The sequence below is a fragment of the Oleiphilus sp. HI0117 genome (genome assembly GCF_001635235.1).
The window spans coordinates 1-619 of the sequence record NZ_LWGA01000041.1; the positions used below are offsets into that span (position 1 = coordinate 1).

Genomic DNA, 619 nt, shown 5'->3' on the forward strand with positions numbered 1-619 from the left:
TTGTTTTCAAAATACACTTCCAAAAGAGGGTTCGCTGGCCCTAACTGGCTATCAAACTCAGCATTCGATAGGGCGAATTCGGCATCATCTAAATCGTAGGACAAATCGTCCTGAGCTTCCTCATCGGCGGCATCGTACTCTTCCCGAAGAGCTTGATAGTCTGCTTTAGCACCGTCAAGGAGCAGCTCATTAGCTCGCTTGCCATCAAACTGAAGCGTCCAGTTTTCGCCAGCATCTTGCGTATGAAGAACCACGGCACTATGCCCCACTGCCCAGCCATGGGTATCATCAACAAAGTACATCGCTGTGAGCATCGTTGAAACAGGCACCTTTGCCTGAACCCAGTTTTCACCTCCGTCATTAGAGTAAGCAATGACGCCGCGTTCGCCGATTGTTAGCAATCGATCACCGAGAGTCGTGACATCAAGAAAAGCCGACTTCTCGACATTGTTGAAGGTTCGCGAAGGCTCATCTAAACGATCCTTTAATTCAAGCGCACTAAGTGGCCCTGCAAGCAAAAGCAATAGAAAAAGGCGGTGCAGCATTTTGAGGCAAGCATAGCTATTCAACATGATGTTCAGTATTCTTTCCGTAATAAGTAGGTGCTTAATAAATTTAG

At 47.0% G+C, this 619-nt stretch carries 1 protein-coding gene; it reads right to left on the reverse strand.

The genetic code is table 11. From position 1 onward, the window contains the following. On the reverse strand, nucleotides 1-572 hold a 572-nt coding region (locus A3757_RS00790; protein ID WP_231878176.1), incomplete at its 3' end, for a YCF48-related protein. Nucleotides 573-619 lie beyond the last annotated feature (47 nt).